Raw genomic sequence first — 20704 nt, 5'->3', positions numbered from 1 at the left:
TTTTCACCTATCCGCTTCCAGAATGAGTGGCTGTACTAGACGTTCCTCGCTCATAGGAGGAACCACAATAGCATTCTCCCCAACGACCATATCGGGTGTGCAGGGTAGCCACTTTCGTCCTTCAATTATATCCGTGACAAATCCATCACTAATTTCCAGACCTACTATTGTATTGCCCACTTCCTTGTCTATATAAACATCCGTTATTCTACCAAGCATAAGACCATCCTCTGTTATGACAGGTAAATCCTTCAGTTTGTTCTTTCCAAGAGAGTAAGTAAATTGTATGTTGTCGGCTTTCGTCTTACGAACAGCCTGTTGATTACGAATCATTACGGCATCCTCGCCGTAAGCAACAATATCACTCCAGTCAATGATTTTAACCATGCTAGAGAATAATGCTTTTCGTTCAAGTTCAAACCCGGTAATTGTTAATTGAGCATCTAAGATGAAATCGCACACTTTGCCAATTTCTTTGCCCTCTTCAACATCAAATACGGTTAATCCAATCATTTCTTGAAGCTTCAAGGCAAGACCCTCCTCACCATCATCAATTTGAAACCACAGTGCATTAGAACTATACACGAACTGACCTGAGCCATGATTTCTGGGATGACATGGAAAACCATCTTACCTCCCTATCCATTGTTGAGAATTACCTTTGATCTCTTTTACGTATGCGCTGAAGAATGGTTCCAATAATTTGCGCGGTGTTATCCATATCTTCAACAGTATTACCCATACCAAAGCTAAAACGAATCGCAGAGCGCAAAACATTCTCAGGAAGACCCATAGCTTTAAGAACATGTGATAATTCTAACGATCCAGAAGTACAAGCGGATCCACTTGCTGCCGCAATTCTCTCCATATCCAAACTCATAAGTAGTGTCTCAGAATCAACTTCAGGAAAACTAACATTGAGAATATGAGGTAGGAAATCCGTAGGATGACCATTTACAATAAAGGATTCACGTCCAATTTCCCGTTCTAATGCATGAAGTAAGGTACTTCTTAGAAGTAAATAGGACTCTCTTCTTGCTTGTAAGTTGTCATACACAAGTTCGATTGCTTTGGCGAATCCAACGATTCCGGCAATATTCTCTGTACCTGCACGTCGTTTCTTCTCTTGAAGTCCCCCATATAACCGAGCATTCAACTGTAGACCACGACGTACATATAGAGCGCCTACCCCTTGTGGCCCATTAATTTTGTGTGCTGAGAAGCTCATCAGATCCACAGGTAGCTCTCTACAAGAAATAGGAACCGCCCCCAAAGCCTGAACTCCATCCACATGGAATAGAATATCCCGACTACGTGCTAGCTTGCCTATCTCTTCGATCGGCTGAATTGTGCCTACTTCGTTGTTACCATACATTACACTAATCAGAATGGTATCATCCGTAATGGCGTCCTCTACATCACTAAGACTAACTTGCCCTGTTGAATCTACAGGAAGATACGTCACACGAAACCCCTGACGTTCAAGTTCATCACAAGTATGCAGAATAGCATGATGTTCAATAGAGGATGTAATAATATGCTTTCCTTTGTGGCTTAATAATGAAGATACCCCAAATAAGGCTAAATTATCACTTTCTGTTCCCCCGCCTGTAAAAACAAGTTCATCAGGATAACAACCTAATAATACACATGCGCGATCACGCGCTCCGTTTAATAGACGTTTGGCATCTCTTCCATACCTATGTACACTTGAAGCATTACCATATTGTTCAGTCATGATCTTCATCATGGCGTTAGCTACTTCTGGATGAATCGGCGTGGAAGCCGCATGGTCCAAATAAATTGAATTCATTGTAAAGCCACCACCTATTGATTTTTAAAAGACAGATTATTAACCATTAATGACAGACAAATAATCTGCTAAATATAAAACATGTAATTATCTGCTTCACTCTTCTCTTCAAAAGAGATAAGATCTGCAAGCGTCGTAGAATCTAAAGCACTAGCGATTCCATCTCGAATTCTAAGCCATAAGTCTCTCTTTGCTGGATCATCCTCTTCAGTAAAGTCCACAGGGGAGATCGGTCCTTCTAGAACGCGAATAACATCACCTGCAGTAATAGATGAAGGTTCACGAAATAAAATATAACCACCATAGGCTCCGCGAACACTTTTTACTAAACCTGCATTACGTAGTGGTGCAATCAGTTGCTCAAGATAATGCTCTGATAATTGATTCTTCTCAGCAATACTCTTTAATGAAGTAGGTCCTTCTCCAAATCTAGAAGCAAGCTCCATCATAATGGTTAATCCGTAACGTCCTTTGGTTGATATTTTCATCCATAGCACCTCTTTCTATTCGTATAAAACTCGTGTATGATTGTCTATTGTTCATTTCATCCATATTATAAACAAATATCGGTATATTTGGGGGTATTTCAACCTATTCCATCGTATTCCGATCATTACCCTTTGCTTATGGTATCATATTCGCTTCATATATGGAAAACAAACCGTTACAAATTGATGAAATGTTCGTCCTGAGTGGACATTATCATGGTGTGTGAAGTTATCGTGGTTATGTTAAAATACGATATGGGCATAATTTAAAGTTAGAGATGGTGATTCTAATGTCAAAAGATAATAGCAACACACGTGTCGTTGTCGGCATGTCTGGAGGTGTCGATTCCTCTGTCACTGCGCTGCTTCTGAAACAGCAAGGTTATGACGTAATCGGAATCTTCATGAAAAATTGGGATGATACGGATCAATTCGGGAATTGTACCGCCGAAGATGATGCTGAAGACGTACGTCGTGTCTGTGAACAGATCGATATTCCCTATTACACAGTCAACTTCGAGAAGGAATACTTTGATAAAGTATTTACCTATTTCCTTGATGAATATAAGTCCGGACGGACACCCAATCCTGATGTCATGTGTAACCGTGAGATCAAGTTCGGCGAATTCCTAAATAAAGCCCTCGATTTAGGGGCAGATTATGTGGCTACCGGACACTATGCCAGAGTAGTGGAAGAGAACGGCGTCTATAAACTATTACGTGGTATTGATAGTAATAAAGATCAGACATACTTCCTCAATGCCTTAAATCAAGAACAATTCTCTAAAGCTATGTTCCCAATCGGTCATCTTCCCAAGCCAGAAGTACGTCGTATTGCGGAAGAAGCTGGTTTATATACGGCTAAGAAAAAGGATAGTACAGGTGTCTGCTTCATCGGCGAACGTAACTTCAAAGAATTCCTAAGCCAATACTTACCCGCTCAACCTGGTAAAATGGTGGATATTGCAACAGGGGAAGTTAAAGGAGACCACGATGGGCTGATGTATTATACCTTAGGCCAACGCCAAGGTCTCGGTATTGGTGGATCTGGTAACGGTGAACCCTGGTTTGTAGCTGATAAGGATCTAGAGAAGAACGTCCTTTATGTGGTTCAAGGGGATAGTCATCCTAGTCTGTATTCAAACAGTCTTATGGCAACAGGAGTGAATTGGATTGAAGGAGAAGATTCTTTGCCCAAAGGACCTTTTACTTGCACAGCCAAATTCCGTTATCGTCAACCCGATCAAGGGGTGACATTGAACTGGCTACCCGATGGAACGGTTCATGTTGTTTTTGATAAACAACAAAAAGCCATTACGCCAGGACAAGCCGTTGTGTTCTTCCAAGGTGAAGAATGCTTAGGTGGCGGTACCATTGATAAAGTAGAAAAAGTACCTTACACTATCCCACCTGTAAAAATAAAATAAACATATTAAAAATGGGGTTGCTCTATAAGTCATGAACATGACTAGATCACCCCATTTTTTTTATGGAAGGTATCGAGAGCTTATTCACGCCGTCGCTCTTGATTCAGCTTAATCTTAGATTCATTTCCTTGTTCCGTCGCTTGATAGAATACCCGACGTGAGATGTCCTTAGGTAAATAATCTTGCTTCACATAATGATTAGGGAAATCATGAGGATATTTATATCCTGCATGTCCAAGCTTTACTGCCCCTTTGTAGTGGGTGTCCCTCAAGTGTAGCGGTACCTCCGCGGATCGCACATCGTCTATAGCCGTCATCGCTTTCGAAATAGCAAGATATACAGCATTGGATTTAGGACTTTCAACCGCAAATAAAATCGCTTGTGAGATATTTAATTTCCCCTCAGCCCAACCATTGTTCCGATACGCGTCAAGGGCACTCACCGCCTGTACCAGTGCCTGTGGATTGGCAAGTCCAATATCTTCACTACTCGCTGCAATCAATCGTCGAATAAACACCATCGGATCCATTCCAAGCTTCTCTACTCCATACAGAAACCAGAATAGTGCCGCATCACTTGAACCCCGAATACTCTTATGAAAAGCCGAAATGATATCATATTGCGTTGATTCATCTGCTTTTACAATAGGTTTACGAATCGATTCTTCCGCGACTTCAATCGTCACATGAATGGTACCATCATCTTCTGGAGCCGTTGTCAGCACGGCAAGCTCCAATGCATTTAATGCTCTACGAATATCTCCATTAGCCATTGTAGCGATATGCTCAAGTGCATCTACATCGACATTGAGCTTCATATAATTGAGACCCTTTTCCGAATCTACAAGAGCACGTTTCATAGCGATTAAGGAATGATCTTTCGTGAGTGCGTTCAATTGAAATAACGTTGATCGACTCATTAAAGCGCCATTGACGTAATGAAAGGGATTCTCTGTTGTCGCACCAATAAACACAATGGTACCCTTCTCAACAGCTGGTAACAATGCATCTTGACGCGAACTGTTAAAGCGGTGTACCTCATCTAAGAATAGAATCGTCTTAGTTCCGTATAAAGACTTACTGCTTTGCGCTTGATCAATAACCTCTCGCACATCTTTGACAGAAGCTTCGACCGCATTTAAGCGAACAAAGGTTGCCTTCGTATGATGAGAAATAATATGTGCTAACGTTGTTTTACCTGATCCTGGAGGTCCATATAAAAGAATCGACGAGACTTGATCCGCTTCAATCGCACGTCGTAACAATTTTCCTTGTCCAATAATATGTTCTTGCCCAATATATTCATCCAGATTTACCGGACGCATTCGATCGGCTAATAGCCGAGAGACTGGGTCTGATTCCTGCTGAAAAGAGAATAAATCCATATATAATTCACGTCCTTAACTCCATCGAGATTAGAAATGTCTTTATCTATCATATCATACTCGGGATGAACATAAGAAAACCGTCTGGCTCATCCGCCACACGGTATACGTTTTCTACAAGTAGAAACGACAATCCCATCCATTATCAAAGACGGCATTCGTTTCTACGAACTATAAAGGAACTATGAACTTCTATGCTAACTCTTTACTGAAGATTTACCTAGCTCCATCCGCATTTTGACAATGACCTTCCGGATACTGTCTTCAGATAAATGATAGGTTTGTTGCAAATCTTCAACAGAGCGACCTTCTGAATATAATCCATAAATTTCTTCATTCCTACGGGTGATCAGCTTCCGTGTTCCACTGAGTTCTCCCCAGCCCACACGCTGATTGTTCTTCTTCGGGATATATATCAATTCCCCATGAATATATTGTTGAAGCTCTTTCAACAAGCTAGGTGGAAGCACATCCCTGCCATTTTTGTAATTCGCGATAATCAACGTCCTCCTTAAAGCATTGTCCTTCTACTGCTGCATTTAAGATATTTTTAATAACGCCCATTGATTCCGCCTCCTTTCGACTATGTATTTTTTTTCCAACCGATCTTATTATACATCATTAAATACCCTCATGGTTATAAAAAAATAATAAAGGGGACCGCTTGCGGCGGTCCCCTTCTGTAGGCTTCCGCTTACGCGGAAACCACCTCGTATGCGTTGATCAATTCAATCAGCCTCCTTTCATGGCGTAATGGTCGGTTCCGACATCCTTATTAACTCATATAATCAGGTATACCAACAAGTGAAAGAATGAGTAAAACTATTTTTTACCAAAAAAGGACTACCCCAAGGGGTAATCCTCATCATTTATTCTATTCAGATTCTTCAGGCCAACCTTCAACGGCTATCTCTTCTTCAGTGCTACCCAAATAATTAGGGATATCTTCGCCATGCAGAATCCATAGCTCATGCAACGCACGCGTACAACCTACATACATCAACTTAGCGTCCCATGGCTTGGGACCATAATGTTCTAAATCTGCATCCGCTACAATAACAGCATCAAATTCCAACCCTTTGGACAGATACACGGGAAGTACAGATAACCCACCTTGATAGGCTTGTTTACTTCCATCAATCAGGTGTAAATCAGCTACACTTCCTGCTAATTGCTGATGTAATTCTCTAGCCTCATGAAGTGTTCTCGTCAGGATAGCTACCGTCCGATACTCTTTAATAGACAATCGACTTAATGCTTCTTGTAGATTACTTACCCTTGCATCCTCACCTTGACCATAAGGAATTAATCGAACTGGATCTCCACTACGAAATACGGGGACTGCCATAAGATCACTTTGGACACCTTTTTCCAAAATGCCATTCGCAAATTCGATAATCTCCATGGTTGAACGATAACTTCGAGTTAATGCGAAATAAGCCGTATGTTCTGGCTTAAATAATGAACTCATCTCTTCCCAGTGATGTACTCCCCGATATGCATGAATTCCCTGTGAAAGGTCTCCTAGAATGGTGAACGAATGTCCCTTTACAAATAAATCAAGAACAGCCACCTGGAAAGGTGAGAAATCTTGTGCTTCATCAATAACGATATGATCAAATCGCTGATCGCCTGTTATATCATTCAATAAATAATGAATATAAAGAAGGGGGGACAGATCCTCTTCACGAATGATATCCTTCTTAAGATCAGACTGGGTTGATTTCAGCAAGCTAGCTGGAATTCCTTCTAATGCTTCATCTGACCATCCGATAGGTGCTTTCAAAGCACGAAACATTTGTTTATATAATGTCAAAGGCTCATATTTAGGCCATTTGGAAGAATAACTCTTCTCACGTTGTGTTGCCTTTTTCTTACGATCTTTAAGGACGGCTTCTGATGGAGACTTCTTAAGCTCCATTTCTACCCAACGATGGATCCTCGCCATGACACGCTCTTTACGTTTGGCAAGTGGATACGGCTTGTATTCTTCGTTATACCAATATAGAATCTTGTCCCGTGATAATACCTTACCATCCCATGGGGTGAAATCACCTTCTGGTACAGAGGAATTCTCCAACGATTCAATTACACTTGAGATCATCTTCATGAGCGTCAAAGACCCTTTGAATCGCCCTGGTACCTCATCATTCAATTCCCGAGTTCCACCTACATGTTCGAACCAATAATATAGTGTCTCCCCTGCATCTGCAAGTGGCATATTTAACTCAAGCACGTCCATTGCCCAATCAGCAAAGGTACTCTGTTGAATATCACCTACGCCCAGTTCAGGGAGTACATCAGAAATATAATCCAAGAACATATGGTTGGGAGCAAAAATAATCATTTTTTCCGCTGTGACCTGTTCTTTGTACTGATACAGTAAAAAGGCCAGACGGTGTAGTGCGACGGTTGTTTTCCCACTACCTGCTACGCCTTGAATAATGAGTGCTGTATTCTTGGCAGCACGAATAATCTGATCCTGTTCTGCCTGAATCGTTGATACGATATCACGCAACTTATTATCCTTGTTCTCTCCAAGACGATAGACTAGAAATTCATCGGATACCGCAGGTTGCTCATTCTCTCTGTTATAGGTATCAGAAACTCGCTCTAATATTTGTTTTCGTATAACGACGTTACGTTTCAAATACACAAGCCCTTCAATCAGTCCTTCAGGCGCTTCATAAGACGCAGACTCCTCACCACCCGTGAATGAGTAAAAAAGACTCGCCACTGGTGCACGCCAATCGATAACAAGTGGCTGGTCTGTCACCACTTCACGATCGACACCAATCTTTCCGATATAAAGTGGTTTTTTGTCTTGATCCTTCGTACCTTGGAAATCCAAGCGTCCAAAATAAGGCTCCTGCAGGGTTTTGGCCAGTGCTATACGCTTCTCTTCACGCCCCGCTTCGAGGATTTGCTCTGTGAAATCGTGTCCCGTATAGACATCAACACCTTGCAGCCATTCCAGTTGGCGATCAATTTCTGAGATCGCATCATTCAGCCTTTTCTCTTCCTCTTGATAGGCACTTTGAAAGTCATTTTCCAATTTCAGTTACCTCCTAAAAGTTTTTTTGGAGCTTTCGCTTCCTGCTCTACTTCGCAAAAAAAACTTGCTTCGTAAGCATAATCCAAAGTTTTTTTGGAGCTTTCGCTTCCTGTTTGATATAAGCTTTGCTTAAAATATTGTCTTACAGCAAAGAAAATCAAGTATATCATAACGCTATTTGAGAAACCACGAGCCAGTTTGAATTTAACCAACATCAGCGAAGGTGAAGGAATTGTCCTGAAGAAGCAGCAGCGTTTGCCTACAAGCTTTCCATAGGAAAGCTTCTTCGAAAGCATAGGTTTGCCCTCTGATTTCATCCGCTTCAAGCAATATACAATCAAGAAATCAGAGGGCATCAGCGATCTGAAGGACAATCCGTCATCGTAGCTGCATCCAACTAGAATGCTTGGTAAACCTTTTATAACATGGAATTAAGAACAAAGTTAGCTATAAACAAAATAGCAATTCCGTATAGAACGGGAGAAACTTCTTTCCCTCTATTCTGAGCTAACTTCACAACAGGATACGCAATGAAGCCAAAGGCCATACCATCCACAATACTGTAAGTAAATGGAATCATCACCATCAACAAGAAAGCTGGAAAAGCTTCGGTAAGATCTTTGAAATCCATTTCCTGTACACTTTGAACCATCAACCCACCAATAATAATTAGAATAGGTGCGAGAGCACTATCCGGAATCCAAGTCAGTAGGGGGATAAAGAAAAATGTTGCCCCAAACAAAATAGCTGATACTAATGAGGTCAACCCAGTACGCCCTCCTGCCGCGATACCGGCAGTAGACTCTGCAGCAGCTACAACAGGGCTTGTACCAAATATACCGGCAAATATATTCGTTACTGACAAGGCTCTGAGGCTTCCCTTAAAGTTCTCTGGACGTCCTATAAGAGTTGTCTGAGAAGCAACTAACCCAATATTTTCAAAGACAACAATCAACAACATGAGAAAAACAGCAATCCAAAATACGATACTTCCGATACTGGTCCATGATAGTCCTGCAAATACCTCACCGTATGCTTGGAAGGTATGACCTGACTCCGCTTTAGTTGAAGTTGGTCCGGCGCCTAGGAGATACGCAAGTCCAGTTCCTACAAGCATCGTAATGAGCATGCCTCCCTGTACTCCTCGTACAAAAAGAACTAATCCTAAGAGTAACGTCACACAAGATACGATAACGGATGGATCTGAGAAATGTCCAATAGCGACAAATGTCGTCGGATGTGCAACTACAATGCCAGATTTCTGTAATCCAATGAACGTTAGAAATAATCCAATTCCTACGGTTATACCATGTTGAAGATTCTTAGGAATGGCTTCACTGATGATTTTGTATAACGAAGTAAAAGCTACGATTGAAAAAATCACGCCCGTAACACTAACAACAGCAAGCGCTTCCTGCCAGCTAAGCTTCATAGAATGGACTAGCGTATAGGTGAAAAAGGCGTTAATTCCCATACCCGGGACAACAATAATAGGTGACTTCCCTCCAAAAGCCATTAGCAGACACCCCATAATTGACGTTAGTAGTGTACCCACCATGGCTGCTTTTAGTGGCATTCCTGCATCGTGAAGAATCGTAGCATTGACCATCACAATATAAACAACTGCAAAATAGGATACCAATCCTGCAATCCATTCTTTCTTCCAATCATCTTCTGGGGTAAGACCTAAACTTCGGTGCCAAAATCCTGTTTTCATCTACTTGCTCCCCTATTCTCTATTTACATTTAAATTCAGTCTCTAGCATATCTCATAATCACAAAAAAAGGACGTGGAGACCGAAATTCGGCAACCACGCCAACCCTATTTTGAAATTAAAAATTCACGTTTATGTCACAATCCCATTGTTAGCAAGTAACTCTCGAACCGCAACACTAGCCATAATTAATCCTACAACTGGCGGTACAAAAGCATTGCTCGCAGGCGGTTGCTTCGCTTTCCGTCTATCTGGTGCATTCTCCGGCACAATCTTCTGTGTGATATCTTCGCGTGGTTTCATCGGTGTCTCCGTAGAGAACACGACTTTCACGCCTTTCTTAATACCATCCTTGCGAAGTGTAGTACGAATGACCCTGGCAATAGGATCCATTGTTGTCTTCGATATATCTGCTACTTGAAAACGTGTTGGATCCATCTTGTTCGCAGCACCCATACTAGAAATCATCGGAATCTTTCTCTTGAGGCATTCTTTAATAATATGAATTTTATACACAATGGTATCAGACGCATCTAGTACATAATCCAAGTCATATTTAAATAATTCCTCATACGTTTCATCCGTATAAAACATATTGAGCGCGATAGCCTCACACTCTGGATTAATGAGTTTAACCCGATCAACCATTAATTCTGTCTTTTTCTGACCTACTGTCGTAGTTAAGGCATGAATTTGTCGATTAACGTTCGTGATATCCACAACGTCTTTGTCAATCAGAATGATTCGTCCAACTCCTGTACGAGCGAGGGCCTCCACTGCAATGGAGCCCACTCCCCCGATACCCAAGACGGCTACCGTGCTATTCTTCATGATTTCAAGGCCTTCTGATCCAATCGCGAGTTCTGTACGCGAGAATTGATTCAGCATCTAACTAGACCTCCTTTATGATTTCTTGTCATCACCTGGTTTTTTGGACAATTTAATATGAAGCTGTTCAAGCTGCACATTTTCTACCGGTGAAGGAGCATCCATCAACAGATCCGTAGCACTGGCTGTTTTTGGGAAAGCAATCGTTTCACGAAGGTTCGTACGACCAGCTAATAACATAACAAGTCTGTCTAAACCAAAGGCAATCCCGCCATGAGGTGGAGTTCCATACTCAAATGCATCAAGTAAGTATCCGAATTTATCGTAAGCTTCCTCAGGTGAAAGACCAAGTGCATTGAACATTTTCTCCTGAATCTCACGTTTAAATATACGCATTGAACCGCCACCCACTTCGTAGCCGTTTAATACAATATCATAAGCTTCCGCACGCATTTTTAGAGGATCTGTATCGAATAATGCTAAGTCCTCATCCTTAGGACGTGTGAATGGGTGATGTTCTGCAATATAACGTTTTTGGTCATCATCATAACTAAGTAATGGGAAGTCCAATACCCAGACAAATTTGAATTCTTTATCGTTAATTAATCCTAGTTGACGACCAATTTTAAGACGTAATGCACCTAACACATCTGCAACAACCTTACTGTTATCCGCGGAGAATAATAGAAGATCGCCTTCTTCAGCGCCCGTACGTTCTTTAATCGCTTCAATTTCTTGTTCTGTAAGGAATTTAACGATTGGACCCTTGAATTCGCCATCTTTCACTTGAACCCAAGCCAGACCCTTCGCTCCATAACGGCTTGCATATGTTCCAAGCTCATCGATGTCCTTACGACTCCATGTTCCGCATCCTTTAGCGTTAAGACACTTCACTTGTCCACCTTTTTCGATCACAGAAGCGAATACCTTAGCACCACTATTAGCTACGATGTCACTCAAATCTTCAAGCTCCAAGCCAAAACGTAGATCCGGTTTATCAGAACCATACTTACTCATCGCTTCTGCATGACTAATACGTTGGAATGGCAATGGTAATTCTACGCCTACCGTTTCTTTAAAGAGACGCGCCATCAGTTTCTCCATCATGTTTAGAAGCGTATCTCGATCTAAGAAGGAAGTCTCAATATCGACTTGCGTAAATTCAGGTTGACGATCTGAACGAAGATCTTCATCACGGAAACAACGAGCGATTTGATAATAACGTTCCAGTCCACCGACCATCAATAATTGTTTGTATATTTGTGGTGATTGTGGAAGAGCAAAGAACTCTCCAGCATGGACCCGACTTGGTACCAAATAATCACGCGCGCCTTCTGGTGAACTCTTCGTTAAGATAGGTGTCTCAACATCAATGAATCCTTCTTCATCCAAGAAGTCTCGGAATATTTTGGAAGCCTTTGAACGTAAGATAAGGGTCTTCTGCATCTCAGGTCTACGTAGATCTAAATATCGATATTTCAGACGAAGTGATTCATCTACTTCAACACCATCTTCGATAAAGAATGGAGGTGTCTTAGCTGAATTTAATACTTCGATCTCAGTAATATGGACTTCAATTTGTCCCGTAGGAAGATTAGCATTAACAGTCTCTGCATCACGTTCTACAACTGTTCCTGTTACTTTCAGTACATATTCGCTACGAACTTTATCAGCGATAGCAAGTGCTTCGCCGGAGTATGCTGGGTTAAATACGATCTGTACGATCCCGCTACGGTCACGGAAATCAATAAACATAACGCCTCCCAAGTCACGACGAGTCTGTACCCAACCATTCAAAGTAACTGTCTCTCCGATATGGCCTGGCGTAAGTGTTCCACATTGATGGGTTCTACTCATTCTTAATCGTTCTCCTTTTTTAATCCTAATTTTATACAAGCTTAAGATGTAGCTCATCCAATTTCACAGTATGTTGTTCACCTGTTTCCATCGATTTCAGCGCAATTTCTCCACGCTCTAACTCGTCATCCCCTAGGATGGCAGTATACCGTGCCTTGAAACGGTCAGATGATTTCATTTGTGCTTTCATCTTCCGTCCCAAATAATCGCGTTCTCCTGAGAAACCAAGTTGGCGAAGCTTAAATAATTGTTTGGTAATTTCTTTATCTGCTGCTTCCCCTAAAGCGACGAAGTATACATCTAGAGGTTTCTGTGCATTTAATTCGATCTGTTGTTTCTCAAGAATAAGTATAATACGCTCTAACCCAATCCCTACACCAATACCCGGTTGGTCAGGACCACCAATGCCGCTGACAAGGCCATTATAACGACCTCCTCCACCAATTGTGTCGATAGCGCCAATACCTTCTGCTTTAAATTCAAACGCGGTATGCGTGTAATAATCTAGTCCTCTAACCAATCTTGGATTCACAACATAGTCCACTTCCATCACATCCAAATGCTGCTTTACCTTTTCAAAAAGAGTGCTGCATTCTTCATCTAGACTTTCTAAAATAGAGGGTGCATCATGAAATTTATCATGGTCCACTTTACAATCCAACACTCGCATTGGATTACGCTCCATCCGAGATTTACAATCTTTACAAAGGCTATCTTTCATAGGTGTTAGATAGGCAATTAATTGCTCACGATATGCTGTACGAGTCTCAGGTGTACCTACAGAGTTAATTTCTACTTTCACACCCTGCAGTCCTAACTCCTTACAAAATTGATAACCTAGCGATATCACTTCCGCATCAATCGCAGGATCAACCGCTCCAAAGGCTTCTACACCAAATTGATGAAATTGGCGATATCGTCCTGCCTGTGGGCGTTCATACCGAAACATCGATCCGATATAGTACAATTTGCTGACATCGGGTTCACCGTAGAGCTTATTCTCTACATAGGCTCTAACTACACCAGCCGTCCCTTCAGGACGTAATGTCATGCTGCGGTCACCCTTATCATTGAATGTATACATTTCCTTCTCAACAATATCGGTTGTATCTCCAACCCCACGTACAAACAAATCCGTCTGTTCAAAAAGCGGTGTCCGAATTTCACGATAATTAAAACGTCTACATAAATCTCTCGCTTTTTGCTCAACGTATTGCCATTTTTCTACCGTTCCTGGCAATAAATCTTGCGTTCCTGTCGGTTTTTGAAAGGCCATCTATCCATACCTCCGTTTACATATTTAACCAATTTAAAATCAAAAAATCCCCCGCCCTGTTCAAAAAGAACCGGGACGAGAGATTGTTATTAACGAATCACCCGTGGTACCACCCACATTTCAAATGACCAACTGTCCTTAGACGAGCATGACCATTTGCTTACACGATTAACGCCCGTTCAGCGCAGGTGGCTACTACAATCATGTGAATGTTATGAGACTTCACTTGTTTCGCCAACTGTTCTCGAGGAAGTCATTCATCCGGTCATCAAGAGAATCCTTACAGCCAAGGGACTCTTCTCTGATCTTGTGGGGCCTGGATTACTTAATCCTGTCATTGAATCAATTTATAACTATTTTTAGATTGTAATGAACTAGCGCACTAAAGTCAATAGTTCACATCTCTTTTACGACAGAAAAAAACCTACAATCGACATTGTAGGTCCAAAATTATATTAAAAAAAGGGGGTCATAGGTCTATTATAGTCAGGCTATGTTAAAGGATCATGTATTCTACATTACAGTTATATTACAATTAAGTAAGCGCTTTATTATGGTTGGATCTAATCCATCTTTTCCACATATGCGTGGACTTCACGAAGCTTTTGGACGATTTCATCATATTGCTCATCTTTAACCTTCGCAACAAGAACATAATTCAAATTTTCAACATTATCAGTTGTTACATCCGCAGTGTCAATTAACGTTCCATTCTTGTTAACGTTCGAATCTGAATTACCATCACTTTCTATGATTGGAACAATGTTATTTCCAGCGACTCCACCACCCATAACACCTACTGCTCCTGAATTGTTCATATTTCCTGATGGACTTATTGCCACAAGAGGCAATAGAAGATTATTATTGCGCCCAATAGTCTCCGCTAACTTACTAACTTCTAAATTTTCTGTTTTATACGTTAGAAGGGTAATTCTAGCACTTTCTGCTTGATCCTCGGTTTGGAAATAGGCTTGAATATGTTTAGACATGTGAATCCTCCCTTTTCATACTGGAATCATACAAAATATATGAGATTAAAGTACCTTTAATAATTCACGAATAAATGCGGGTTCATCATCAGGTGTACGTGAAGTAATAAAGTTACCATCAACCACAACCTCTTCATTTTTGAACTCAGCACCTGCATTGATCATATCATCTTGTAGCGCTTGGTAAGAAGTAACCACTCGGCCTTTAAGCAATTCTGCGCTTATAAGTATTTGTGGTCCATGGCAGATCGCGGCGATCGGTTTCTTCTTTTCATTCGCTTTTTTTACAAATTCTAATATATTGGAATCCAGACGTAACGCTTCTGGAGAAGAACCTCCTGGAATAACAACAGCATCATATTCTTCCTTTAGGGCATCTGCTACGGCTAAGTCTGTTGTATATGTGGATGAACCTTGTTTTCCTTTAAGTGTTTCGCCTTTTTTCAACCCAATGATAACAGCTTCGTGTCCTGCATTTGTCACAGCATCATAGGGTTCTTTCATTTCGGAATCTTCAAATTGATTAGCTAATAGAAATGCAACTTTACTCATGATATCGGGCTCCTTTTTTTTAAGATCTAATTGTTATTACCCTAATCCGCGTATTTTATAACACCTAACTGTTATGTAAGAGATCAAGTTTCAACTCCATCTCAATAAGCAAATTCTATATATTAAAAAAGACAACCTTGATAGGTTGTCCCTGTTTACTCCTATTTAACGTGCTACATCCTTGGTATATCTTCACGATGGTTACCCTTGGGGCAGACCGACCACATTGGATATGACACGTCTTTTAAAGCACGATCACTTTGAATGATTTCATAAAAACTACCTATAGGCAACATGGGTAATACTTGAGATGCCCCTTGTTTGGATGACTGTCGCATGATACAGCGCTCCTTTGGATGCTTAAGAATATCTTGAGCTCTATTCTCATCATTCCCTCGGGATTCACCTTCTATGCGTCTACTTGGCTATCTATAATCAAGGTCACAGGTCCCCAGTTGGTAAAAGAAACATCCATCATTTCACCGAAAATACCCGTTTCAACTTGTAATCCTTTATTGACTAATTCACGATTAAAGGTTTCATAAAGCTCTAATGCCATATCAGGCTTCGCTGCAGCCATAAAGTTCGGTCGTCTGCCTTTGCGACAATCACCATACAGGGTGAACTGAGAAACGGATAATATCGCACCCTTTGTATCCACAACACTAAAGTTCATTTTCCCAAAATCATCTTCGAAGATACGTAAGCCCGTTACTTTTTCTGCCAAGTATTTCGCATCTTTCTCCGTATCCTCATGAGTGACTCCTACAAGTACCATCAATCCTTGATCGATCTTACCCACGACTTCTTCATCAACAGTAACAGAAGCCTCTTTACAGCGTTGTACTACCACTTTCATATGAACTTACTCGCTCCTTTTATCATACATCCCTGATTACTGGATAATTCGGTGTACCGTATATACATCCTTCACTCTTTTAATACGTTCAACGACTGAATGAAGATGATCTGTATTCCGAATAAGAATTGTCATGTGCATCTGTGCCATTTTGTTCTTATCAGAACGTCCTGTCACCGCAGAAATATTCGTCTTCGTCTCGGAAACAGCCTGTAGCACCTCATTTAGGAGTCCGTTACGATCATGACCTGTAATCTCGATGTCAACACTATAATTCGCTTCTAGTTGACCTTCCCACTCCACTTCGATAACTCGTGCTGCTTCCTCTCCATCACCTTCTAACATGATGTTAGGACAGTCCGTACGATGAATCGATACTCCTCTACCTCGTGTCACGTAGCCGATAATTTCGTCACCCGGTACTGGGTTACAACAACGTGCGAATCGTACTAACAAGTTGTCTATTCCTTTCACACGTACACCATTCGTAGGACGATTCTTCTTTTCTACCGTTGGAGCCTTGATTTCCTTGATCTCCGAGGTCAATTCAATCAGATTTGCTTCTTCTTGCTCTTTGCGTAACTTCTCTGTCAGACGTGTACAGATTTGGGATGCTGTTATACCACTGAATCCAACAGCAGAGAGCATATCTTCCGGATCATTAAAAGCAAACTTCTTCGCGACTTCCATTAGCTTATCATCAGTCATCCAATCGGAAGCATCCAACCCTAGACGTTTCAGTTCACGTTCAACCGAATCACGTCCCTTTTCAATATTCTCTTCCCGTCTTTCCTTCTTAAACCATTGTTTAATCTTGCTTCGAGCATGCGAAGACTGAGCGATCTTAAGCCAATCCTGACTAGGTCCATAAGAGTGCTTGGAAGTCATAATTTCAACAATATCGCCGGTCTTCAGCTTATGATCCAACGGTACGATGCGTCCATTCACTTTCGAACCAATCGTTCGATTACCAACTTCCGTATGAATTCTATAAGCATAATCTAATGGAACGGAACCCGAAGGAAGCTCTACAACCTCACCTTTAGGTGTAAATACAAACACAAGATCAGAGAAAAAGTCCATTTTCAAAGATTCGACGAATTCTGACGCATCCTTGGCTTCATGCTGAAGTTCTAGAATTTCTCTAAAGAATGTCATTTTATTGTCGAAGTTACCTACAGCGGCAGCACCCTCTTTGTAAGCCCAGTGCGCAGCAATACCAAATTCAGCAGTACGATGCATCTCCATCGTACGAATTTGTACTTCTGTCGGTTCTCCATTAGGGCCCACTACAGTCGTATGCAGTGACTGATACATATTCGCTTTGGGCATTGCTATATAATCCTTAAATCGACCTGGCATCGGTTTCCATAAGGTATGAATAATCCCTAATGTCGCATAACAATCTTTGATATTATCGACAATGATACGAATGGCAAGTAGGTCATATATTTCATTGAATTGTTTGTTTTTCGTAGTCATTTTATTGAACACGCTATAAATATGTTTAGGACGACCTGAAAGATCACCTTCGATCCCCATCTCATCCAGTTTTTCTTTTATTCTTACGATAACGCTATCCACGAATCCCTCGCGTTCTGCGCGCTTTTTATGAATGAGGTTTGCAATACGATAATATTGCTGTGGATTTAAGTAGCGTAGAGACAGGTCTTCCATCTCACCCTTGATAGCAGAAATACCTAAACGATCTGCTACAGGACAGAATATCTCCAATGTCTCATAAGCAATTCGGCGTTGACTTTCTTCCGATTGAAACTTCAATGTTCGCATATTATGAAGGCGATCTGCTAATTTAATAACAATGACACGAATGTCCTGTGCCATGGCAATAAACATTTTTCGATAATTCTCGTTCTGTTGTTCTTCTTTGGATCTAAACTTTATACGTTCAAGCTTAGTAAGCCCATCCACCAGCATGGCACAGGTATCACCGAACTTATTACGAATGTCAACTAATGAGACCGTAGTATCTTCAACAACATCATGTAAGAGAGCTGCAATAACAGATATCGTATCCATCTGCATACTCACGACAATATCTGCAACCGCTAACGGATGCAGAATATAAGGTTCGCCTGATTTCCGCACTTGACCGTGATGAGCCTGTTCAGCAAAGTCATAGGCTTCCCGGATGCGGATAAGATCATTTTCTTTTATATAGGCTTCAGCCTTTTCAAGTAATCGCTCTATGCCCATCTAGTTCATTCCGTTTCCCTTCTATATAAAATGAACCCGCATATCTAATTATCTTTGCAGGTTCCCTCCGTGTGATTTTTTATTAATTATGACGCTTGTGACGTAATACGTCAACACTTCATCTAATCCATGGAAAAGCTTTACAAAGAAGAGCAATTTTCGCCAATAAGTTAACGTAATATTGATTATTTCAAAAATGTTGTTGTAATATTCCACAAATATATTTAATCTATATAAGATCAATTTTCAAAAAGACAATATAAAACCAATTGGAGTGAACAATGTTGCAACGAGAAATTCAAGTTAACGAGCGATTACCTCTAGTCCCTGGTTTTCTACTTAGTCTACAGCACTTATTCGCTATGTTTGGCAGCACCGTCTTAGTTCCTAATCTTTTCGGTGTCGATCCAGGGATGATTCTATTAATGAATGGAATCGGTACTTTGTTCTATATTCTGATTTGTAAGGGGAAAATCCCCGCATACTTAGGCTCCAGTTTTGCTTTTATATCTCCTGTCAGTATGGTCATCATTAACAATCCTGGCCAAGGCTATTCATTAGCATTAGGTGCATTCATTGTTACCGGCGTTATATTCTGTATTGTAGCCTTAATTGTTAAACTTGCTGGGACAGGCTGGATTGATGTCGTCTTCCCTCCAGCTGTTATGGGAGCCATTGTAGCAACTATAGGACTTGAGCTAGTACCTGTAGCCGCACGCATGGCAGGATTGATAGCCCCTGCTGATGCCGCAACAGCATGGACCCCCGATTCATCTACAATCATTATATCCATGTCTACACTGGGTGTTACTGTCATTGGGGCGCTGATGTTCCGTGGTTTCTCTAAAATCATTCACATCTTGATTGGTATTGTAACCGGATATCTCTTGGCATACTTTATGGGTGAATTAAACACAACTGCGATCGCGAATGCTAGTTTCTTCTCTGCCCCACATTTCACAACACCTAGTTGGGACATAACAGTCATCCTGACCATCATTCCCGTGTCTCTTGTGGTCATCGTTGAACACATAGGTCATCTACTTGTAACAAGTAGCATTGTCGGCAAAGATCTAAATAAAGAACCGGGTCTACACCGTTCACTCCTAGGTAATGGGATCTCCACTATTTTCTCCGGATTTGTCGGTTCAACTCCAAATACTACCTATGGCGAAAATATAGGTGTTATGGCGCTCACGAAGGTTTACTCTGTATTTGTCATCGGTGGAGCGGCTATTATCGCCATTCTTCTATCCTTCTCTGGAACCTTCTCTTCTGTTATTTCTAATATCCCAGATGCTGTAATGGGCGGCGTATCTCTTCTTTTATTCGGTGTTATTGCTGCTTCAGGTCTCCGTATTTTTGTAGAACAGAAGGTTGATTTCTCAAAAGCATCCAATATGATTCTAGCTACACTTGTATTGGTTACTGGTCTAAGTGGCGCGACGCTAAACATATTCGGCGTTGAGCTCAAAGGAATGGCATTAGCAACCATTGTAGGGATCGTCCTAAGCCTGCTTGTCAAATTAATTGAAGTACTGGGATTATCTAACGAGAAAGAGGACTCTCCCGTTGAGGAGCCGCCTACCATCTAATGTATTAACCTGTATATCACACATAAAACCCCCTCATCCTTCTGAAAAGGATGAGGGGGTTTTATGTGTTTATTCGACTATTTCCCGGGAAACTTATCCCTTAGTCTTCATAGGATAGAAGTGAGAACACTTCTACGTCTGTTAATTTGTCGCGTCCCTTAAGTGGATCTAATTCGATTAGGAAAGCAGCACCCACGACATCTCCACCCAACTGACGAACCAAGTTTACGGAAGTAGAGATGGTTCCACCTGTAGCTAATAAATCATCTGCGATTAACACTTTTTGACCTTTTTCAATCGCATCTGTATGCATAGCTAGACTATCTTTACCATACTCAAGATTATAGCCCAACTCTATGGTCTCATAAGGAAGCTTACCACTTTTACGAATTGGAATAAAACCAACACCTAACGCGTAAGCAAGTGGAGCACCTACGACGAACCCGCGAGCCTCTGGCCCAGCGATTAGATCGATTTCAAGATGTGCAACAAGCTCTTTCAATTCATCAATAGCTTTTTTGTACATAGCACCATCTTTAAGTAGGGTTGTTATATCTTTAAAGCTAATTCCCGGTTCTGGAAAATCAGGGATGACACGAATATAATCTTTCAAATTCAAGTTATTTCCTCCTAAATGTTTTGAGCGTT

The 20704-nt window shown here is 41.2% G+C and carries 19 protein-coding genes; 2 read left to right on the top strand and 17 right to left on the bottom strand.

Going from position 1 to position 20704, the window contains the following annotated elements; all coding sequences use genetic code 11:
• Positions 1–3: 3 nt before the first annotated feature.
• From AC1D7X_RS19795 to cymR, 3 genes are all read right to left on the bottom strand, one after another.
• On the bottom strand, positions 4–528 hold the full coding sequence (locus tag AC1D7X_RS19795) for a PRC-barrel domain-containing protein (RefSeq protein WP_495457711.1): 525 nt from the start codon (positions 526–528) through the stop codon (positions 4–6).
• A gap of 127 nt (positions 529–655) precedes the next feature.
• Positions 656–1813, bottom strand: coding sequence for a cysteine desulfurase family protein (locus tag AC1D7X_RS19790; protein ID WP_495457710.1), 1158 nt, complete (start codon positions 1811–1813; stop codon positions 656–658).
• A 68-nt stretch (positions 1814–1881) separates the two neighbouring features.
• On the bottom strand, positions 1882–2301 hold the full coding sequence (gene cymR / locus AC1D7X_RS19785) for a cysteine metabolism transcriptional regulator CymR (RefSeq protein WP_495457709.1): 420 nt from the start codon (positions 2299–2301) through the stop codon (positions 1882–1884).
• A gap of 290 nt (positions 2302–2591) precedes the next feature.
• On the opposite strand from cymR, the gene mnmA reads away from it, so the two are divergent.
• Complete coding sequence (gene mnmA, locus AC1D7X_RS19780) at positions 2592–3728, top strand: tRNA 2-thiouridine(34) synthase MnmA (RefSeq protein ID WP_495457708.1); 1137 nt, start codon at positions 2592–2594, stop codon at positions 3726–3728.
• Positions 3729–3808: 80 nt separating this feature from the next.
• Here the strand turns inward: mnmA and AC1D7X_RS19775 are convergent, their stop codons facing one another.
• From AC1D7X_RS19775 to AC1D7X_RS19715, 13 genes are all read right to left on the bottom strand, one after another.
• Entirely contained in the window at positions 3809–5113 is a 1305-nt protein-coding gene (locus AC1D7X_RS19775; RefSeq protein ID WP_495457707.1) for a replication-associated recombination protein A, read from the bottom strand.
• Positions 5114–5310: 197 nt separating this feature from the next.
• Positions 5311–5610, bottom strand: coding sequence for a CD3324 family protein (locus tag AC1D7X_RS19770; protein ID WP_495476003.1), 300 nt, complete (start codon positions 5608–5610; stop codon positions 5311–5313).
• Positions 5611–5987: 377 nt separating this feature from the next.
• Complete coding sequence (locus AC1D7X_RS19765) at positions 5988–8168, bottom strand: HelD family protein (protein ID WP_495475980.1); 2181 nt, start codon at positions 8166–8168, stop codon at positions 5988–5990.
• 2 nt (positions 8169–8170) lie between these two features.
• Positions 8171–8464: a hypothetical protein gene (locus AC1D7X_RS19760; protein ID WP_495475979.1), complete on the bottom strand. Its 294-nt coding sequence runs from the start codon at positions 8462–8464 to the stop codon at positions 8171–8173.
• 122 nt (positions 8465–8586) lie between these two features.
• Positions 8587–9885, bottom strand: coding sequence for an NCS2 family permease (locus AC1D7X_RS19755; protein ID WP_495457703.1), 1299 nt, complete (start codon positions 9883–9885; stop codon positions 8587–8589).
• 130 nt (positions 9886–10015) lie between these two features.
• On the bottom strand, positions 10016–10771 hold the full coding sequence (locus tag AC1D7X_RS19750; RefSeq protein WP_495457702.1) for a tRNA threonylcarbamoyladenosine dehydratase: 756 nt from the start codon (positions 10769–10771) through the stop codon (positions 10016–10018).
• Positions 10772–10786: 15 nt separating this feature from the next.
• A complete protein-coding gene (gene aspS / locus AC1D7X_RS19745) occupies positions 10787–12568 on the bottom strand; it encodes an aspartate--tRNA ligase (RefSeq protein ID WP_495457701.1) in 1782 nt (593 codons plus the stop codon).
• A 31-nt stretch (positions 12569–12599) separates the two neighbouring features.
• Positions 12600–13844, bottom strand: a complete 1245-nt coding sequence (gene hisS, locus AC1D7X_RS19740; RefSeq protein WP_495457700.1) for a histidine--tRNA ligase — start codon at positions 13842–13844, stop codon at positions 12600–12602.
• Between the two features lie 563 nt (positions 13845–14407).
• The gene (locus tag AC1D7X_RS19735; protein WP_495475978.1) at positions 14408–14833 is read right to left on the bottom strand and encodes a hypothetical protein; all 426 of its coding nucleotides are present in this window, start codon (positions 14831–14833) and stop codon (positions 14408–14410) included.
• Positions 14834–14878: 45 nt separating this feature from the next.
• The gene (locus tag AC1D7X_RS19730; protein ID WP_495457698.1) at positions 14879–15385 is read right to left on the bottom strand and encodes a type 1 glutamine amidotransferase domain-containing protein; all 507 of its coding nucleotides are present in this window, start codon (positions 15383–15385) and stop codon (positions 14879–14881) included.
• Positions 15386–15558: 173 nt separating this feature from the next.
• Positions 15559–15723, bottom strand: a complete 165-nt coding sequence (locus tag AC1D7X_RS19725; RefSeq protein ID WP_495457697.1) for a hypothetical protein — start codon at positions 15721–15723, stop codon at positions 15559–15561.
• 71 nt (positions 15724–15794) lie between these two features.
• Entirely contained in the window at positions 15795–16244 is a 450-nt protein-coding gene (gene dtd / locus AC1D7X_RS19720; RefSeq protein ID WP_495457696.1) for a D-aminoacyl-tRNA deacylase, read from the bottom strand.
• Positions 16245–16280: 36 nt separating this feature from the next.
• A complete protein-coding gene (locus AC1D7X_RS19715) occupies positions 16281–18461 on the bottom strand; it encodes a RelA/SpoT family protein (RefSeq protein WP_495457695.1) in 2181 nt (726 codons plus the stop codon).
• 284 nt (positions 18462–18745) lie between these two features.
• Here AC1D7X_RS19715 and uraA point away from each other — a divergent pair, with 284 nt between their 5' ends.
• Positions 18746–20056: a uracil permease gene (gene uraA / locus AC1D7X_RS19710; protein ID WP_495457780.1), complete on the top strand. Its 1311-nt coding sequence runs from the start codon at positions 18746–18748 to the stop codon at positions 20054–20056.
• A 100-nt stretch (positions 20057–20156) separates the two neighbouring features.
• Here the strand turns inward: uraA and AC1D7X_RS19705 are convergent, their stop codons facing one another.
• Positions 20157–20675, bottom strand: coding sequence for an adenine phosphoribosyltransferase (locus tag AC1D7X_RS19705; protein WP_495457694.1), 519 nt, complete (start codon positions 20673–20675; stop codon positions 20157–20159).
• Positions 20676–20704: the final 29 nt, after the last annotated feature.

This window comes from Paenibacillus sp. Y568, from assembly GCF_059445545.1.
The sequence above is the reverse complement of the archived record's forward strand: the minus strand, read 5'-3'. Positions and strand labels throughout refer to the sequence as shown.